We start from the raw sequence: 4,665 nt of genomic DNA, 5'->3' as shown, positions 1-4,665 counted from the left end.
GACTACATCATGAGTGTGGCCGGGAATGCCGGATTTGTCGCAGGTCAAATTCTCGGTCAGGACGGAGAGATTCTGGCAACCGTCGCTCCTTTGAAAAGCGTTCGCCTTCGCGGATGAACGATTCGTTTTCCAGAGCCGTGAACGGCCAACGTTCGCCGGTCCCCGCGCGAAAGCGTGCCGAGTACGTTCCTCCGATCAGTGGGTCGTCCTGGTCGATTCGCCATTTGGGTCAAGCTGTCTACAGGCACCCGGTATCAACGATTCCGACAGTGAGCAGCGGGGCCGCACAAGTCCGTCCGGGATACGCCGGACGCAAACGGCGCAACAGGGCCACTTCCCGCGCCGGCGGATTTCCCCGCAGGAAACTTGCGCGGCTCGCCACCACGAAGCCAGCGGCACACCCCCGGGGGCGCTCCTGCCCACGAACGCAGACCACTATAGCTTTCAGTTTATGACGTTTGCTCCCGGACGCCTCGTCCTTGCGCTGGCGAGATCGACATCGGGCTCATCGCCTCACCTGACCATACAGCCGCGGATCCAGCGTAAAGGGCTCGCTGCTGATGACCCTGACGCTTGCCATCTCCGGATGCATCGGGTTCAGCAGCAGATTGAAATCACTCGGACAGACGACCGACGGTACCCGCATCGCCAGCTGCTCGCCCGCTTCGAGCCATTGCCGCCCAAGCGTCCTTGTCGCCGCGGGATCGCGCGTCAGGTCTGCCCAACCTTCTGGCACATCCGGGACGAACGCGGCGGCGTCGACGGCGTCTGGCACCTCCAGCGTCACCAGGAAATATCCCCCGGCCGGCAGCAAGCCCGCCATGTGCACCAGCGCCTCCAGCAGCGCTGTCGACGCGTGGCAGCACGTGTACAGTACCCGCATGCCACGCGGGTTCCAGCGGCCTCCGGCGATCGCCGCACCGTTGCCGCTCAGATCATCGGCGCGGTAATACCCGCGCCGTTCCTTCGCCAGACGGTAAAGCCTCATGCGGACACGCCGTGGATGACGCGTAGCAGAATTTCACGCACGCGATCGTACCCCGGCTGTGAGTCGAGTACTTCGAGCGGGCTGAGCCCACCCAGCTCCGCGTTCGATCGCTGCATCCATTCGGTGGCCAGCGCCGGATCCTCGAACACCTCGACAGCAAGCTGGCGCACATAGAGCACGCGCGCGACGCGATCCGACTCGGCTGGCGACAGGCGCTCCTCGCGCGCCATCTTGCGCAGGATCGTCGAACTCGGCAGATTCAGGTTCGCCAGCAGCGTCTGCACGGGCACGTGCAGCAGGTCTTTCGCAACGCGTTCGATGATCGCCGCTTCCATGCCTTCGCGGATCTGCCGGCGCTGCTCGAGCGGGTCGAACTCGACGAGGAACGTTTCGATATCGTCAGGGTGGGCGCCGGACCGGCCAGAGCCGGCCAATGCCTTGCCGGTATGCGCTGCGGCCGGGTGACGGCCTGACGGATGATGCACGGCCATGATGTGAGCCTCCCAGATGAGAACATCGTTATTCTCATTCTAGATTACTCTCAAACGGGAATCAAGATTTCCCCATTTGGTAACCTGCTACGCCGGCCGGTCCTGGCGCCGGAGAGTGAAAAGCCGCCGCAGCTCGTCGCGCAACTCCGAGATATCGAGGACATGCTGCGCCCGGGTCACGGCCACATAGAGGAGGCGGAGCTCATCGTCGTCCGGCATCGGGCTGCCATCGGCACCGCGCAGGCGGAAATCGTTGGCCACCTTGACCCGCTTCCATTCGAGGCCCTTGGCACGGTGCACGGTCGAAATCACATAGTCGGCGTCGCCTTCCGCCGCCGAGCGCTGTGCCAGCGCCCGCAGATAGCCCGTACCGAGCTCGTCGACGATGCGCACAACCGGCAGCAGGTCCTGGCCAAAGGCACTGCGCGCAAACGCCTGCGCATCGCTCCATGTCTCGAACAGCGAAAACGCCGCCGGGCGGAATGCCCGCTGGCCGGCAAGCAAGCGGTCCGCGCCGTCAGCGTAAGCGAGAATCTCGGCCGGACTCATGCGGATCGCAGGTCGATGTCCCGCCTCGAGTCCTGCGGCGAACTGCCAGATCGCCGTGACATTCTTCCGGCACAGGATTGCGTCGACCGGCGGCGCAAGCGCGGGATCGTCCACCAGGATCGAGCCGATGGTTTCCTGTCCCCGGAGGGGCGTGAGCTCACCGAGAAGTGCGAGCAGGCGACTGGCGAGCGCCGCGAACTTTGCGCCAAAGCGGAACGACTCCGTGAGCGCGCATTCGGGTGCGTCGATCTGCGCCATCGCATTGATTGCGCCCCGCCACTCGTAAATCTGCTGGTAAGGATCGCCCACGTAGATAATCTGCGCGTGGCGCCGCCGGCCAAGGACCGACAGCATCACACCGTCACTGTCCTGCGCTTCGTCGAAGAGGATGAAATCGGTCTCGATGCGTGGCTCCGAAAGCGCCCATAGCTTCAGAAGCACGTCAGGCGAAATGGCGCTCCCCGCGTGGGCAGCCCTGCTCTCTTCCCACAGACGCCGGACATAGGGCAGCAGGTAGGTGCGCAGTTGCGCGGCCAACATTTCGTCGATCTTTTCGTCGACAACAATATGCTGCGCTGCCGGCTGGATGTCAGCGGACCGGCAGAACCTGTCCCGCCCATCGGCAATCATCCGCCCGATCTCGAATGGAGCGATTTCGACGGCCGTGCCCGTTACTGTCCGCACTTCCAGCGGGCCCAGCCCGTAACGGCCAGTTCGTGCGGTGGCTCGCCCTGAAGGCTCATACGATTTCGGAGCGACAGGCTGACGGAGGCCCACGCCAGCGAATGCATCGTCCTCGAGCCAACGTGAGACGGGAAACGCCGGGCTGCATTCGCCGCGATTTCCCGGTTGAACGCGAGGTACATGCCGCGCCGATGGCCGAAGTGCCCCGCCACGAGCTGGAGCGTGGAGGTTTTGCCCGCGCCGGCAAATGCCTTGATCTTCAGATCCCCGACTCGAAGCGCCGCCTCGACCACGGCTTGCTGCTCTTTCGTTGGAATAAAGCTCCTTTTCACGCGATTCCAGACGTCATGTGCGCCCGCTCCTGGCGATATGGGGTCGGCGATTTTCGCATGGCCTGCAGCCGGTCGGGCAAACCAGCGGGGGTCGCGTCACCAGAACCTTCGCTTTGATAAAAAGGGGATGGCGGGCTGGCACGGTGAAAGCTGACAGCACCCGTCACGTCTGAACAAGCTCAAGCCCGTTTTCGGCACACCATTGCGTCAGCGCGCTTTCGACAGCATCAGCTTCAAACGAATACCAGCGCTCCAGAACGCCTTCATGCTCCAGCAAATCCTTGAAACGCGCATAGGCCCCTTGCCGTCGGAAAAATGCTTCGACCTGCTCGTAATGCGCGGGCAACTCCTGTGTGACAAAGCGCAAGGCGAGACGTCTTCCCAGATCAAGCTCGTTCTTATGCGGTATGGCAAGGTAGCGATCTGAAGTTTCAAGGTCGTCAGGGACCTCCTCGTCGAACGCGTCACTGGAATCGGAAGTCCACCAGATCTTGCCCGTATCGAGCGAGACATACGCGTTATGCTCCATTGGCGCCGCGTAGCTGACGAAATCGAAAGCCAAAGAAAGATCGTCGAGTCTGACTGCGATCATGGCTCTGCTCACATAGGTTGAACGTGCCACGTGACATGCCGGCTCAGGGCCGGATATGCCGTCCGTATCGCCGCGTCGGCGACGCGACCTAAAGCTCTTCGCTCGGGTCAGCGATATCGAGCCGGAATTGCCATCCTTCCATGCTCATGAGCATTTGCCCAAGATCGTCCCACGAGACCTCCTTGCCGTCGACCACCGCGAGTGGCAGGTACCCCGCCTGCGACTCATCCCATTCGATCCGTCCGCGCACCGTGCTATCAATGATCCGGCGCTCCCGGAAATCGATGTGCCTGACCGATAGCGCGCGTCGCATCCTTTCGACCAGGCGTCCGAGCAGCACGAACACATCGTCGTCAGCTTCGCCGATCAGCTGGAACCGATAACCGGTGCGAAGTTCTCCGCGAAGCTCAAAGGCATCCAGTGCAATCCGGTCGCCCAGGAGCCGGAGCTGGAAATGGAACTGGTGGGCCTCCCCCTCGCAGTCAATCATCCGGATGGGGTCAAGCCGGACATTCTCGAAATCGGTGAATCCGGTGGACTCGGCTATCCTGGCGTTGAAGCACGAAGTGCAGAGCAACTCATAGCTGCCTTCGCCGGAGCCGCAGTGGATGGCGTCCCAGGGCGGCGTCGGGTTGCCGCATTGTTCGCATCGCTCATGTGCCATGTCGTGCCTGCTGTATTGGTTCTTCCTGCGATCGCCAGGATGTTGGTTGCCGGTGCCGTTCTTGACACGGTTGATCGCCCGTTCACGGCAACATGCGGCCCCGCGAAGACGCATTTGGGTGCGCAGCAACTGGCGGTCGGATGCCGCTATTTTGACAGACACTGCGAACTGCTCCTAACTGGCGCCGGGCGTCTTGCGCCGCGGGACCCGGACGGTGACGCCATCCATGATCGACGCGTTCGATGAGGTCGCACTGCACAGTGGCTTCCGTGCGGAGGCGTTACAGGGCTGATATGCCCGAAGCTCGTTAGCCGGCACCGCACCGATGCCACATACATAGGAATACGAAGCAAATCGCGATCATT

4 protein-coding genes and 1 pseudogene are annotated in these 4,665 nt (G+C 62.4%); all 5 read right to left on the bottom strand.

Annotated features, from left to right (window positions below; all coding sequences use genetic code 11):
• Window positions 1-505 precede the first annotated feature (505 nt).
• Window positions 506-988, bottom strand: coding sequence for an RES family NAD+ phosphorylase (locus tag F6X42_RS41680; protein ID WP_187639590.1), 483 nt, complete (start codon window positions 986-988; stop codon window positions 506-508).
• A complete protein-coding gene (locus F6X42_RS41675; protein WP_018420329.1) occupies window positions 985-1,479 on the bottom strand; it encodes an Xre family toxin-antitoxin system antitoxin in 495 nt (164 codons plus the stop codon). Before F6X42_RS41675 ends, F6X42_RS41680 begins: the two co-directional genes overlap by 4 nt.
• A gap of 87 nt (window positions 1,480-1,566) precedes the next feature.
• A pseudogene (locus F6X42_RS41670) lies at window positions 1,567-3,044 on the bottom strand (UvrD-helicase domain-containing protein).
• Window positions 3,045-3,207: 163 nt separating this feature from the next.
• Window positions 3,208-3,636: a UPF0158 family protein gene (locus F6X42_RS41665; protein WP_187639589.1), complete on the bottom strand. Its 429-nt coding sequence runs from the start codon at window positions 3,634-3,636 to the stop codon at window positions 3,208-3,210.
• An 88-nt stretch (window positions 3,637-3,724) separates the two neighbouring features.
• The gene (locus F6X42_RS41660; RefSeq protein ID WP_246530540.1) at window positions 3,725-4,462 is read right to left on the bottom strand and encodes a DUF7686 domain-containing protein; all 738 of its coding nucleotides are present in this window, start codon (window positions 4,460-4,462) and stop codon (window positions 3,725-3,727) included.
• Window positions 4,463-4,665: the final 203 nt, after the last annotated feature.

The sequence above is a fragment of the Paraburkholderia podalyriae genome (genome assembly GCF_014397785.1).
In the GTDB taxonomy this organism is placed as follows: Bacteria; Pseudomonadota; Gammaproteobacteria; order Burkholderiales; family Burkholderiaceae; genus Paraburkholderia; species Paraburkholderia podalyriae.
The sequence above is the reverse complement of the archived record's forward strand: the minus strand, read 5'-3'. Positions and strand labels throughout refer to the sequence as shown.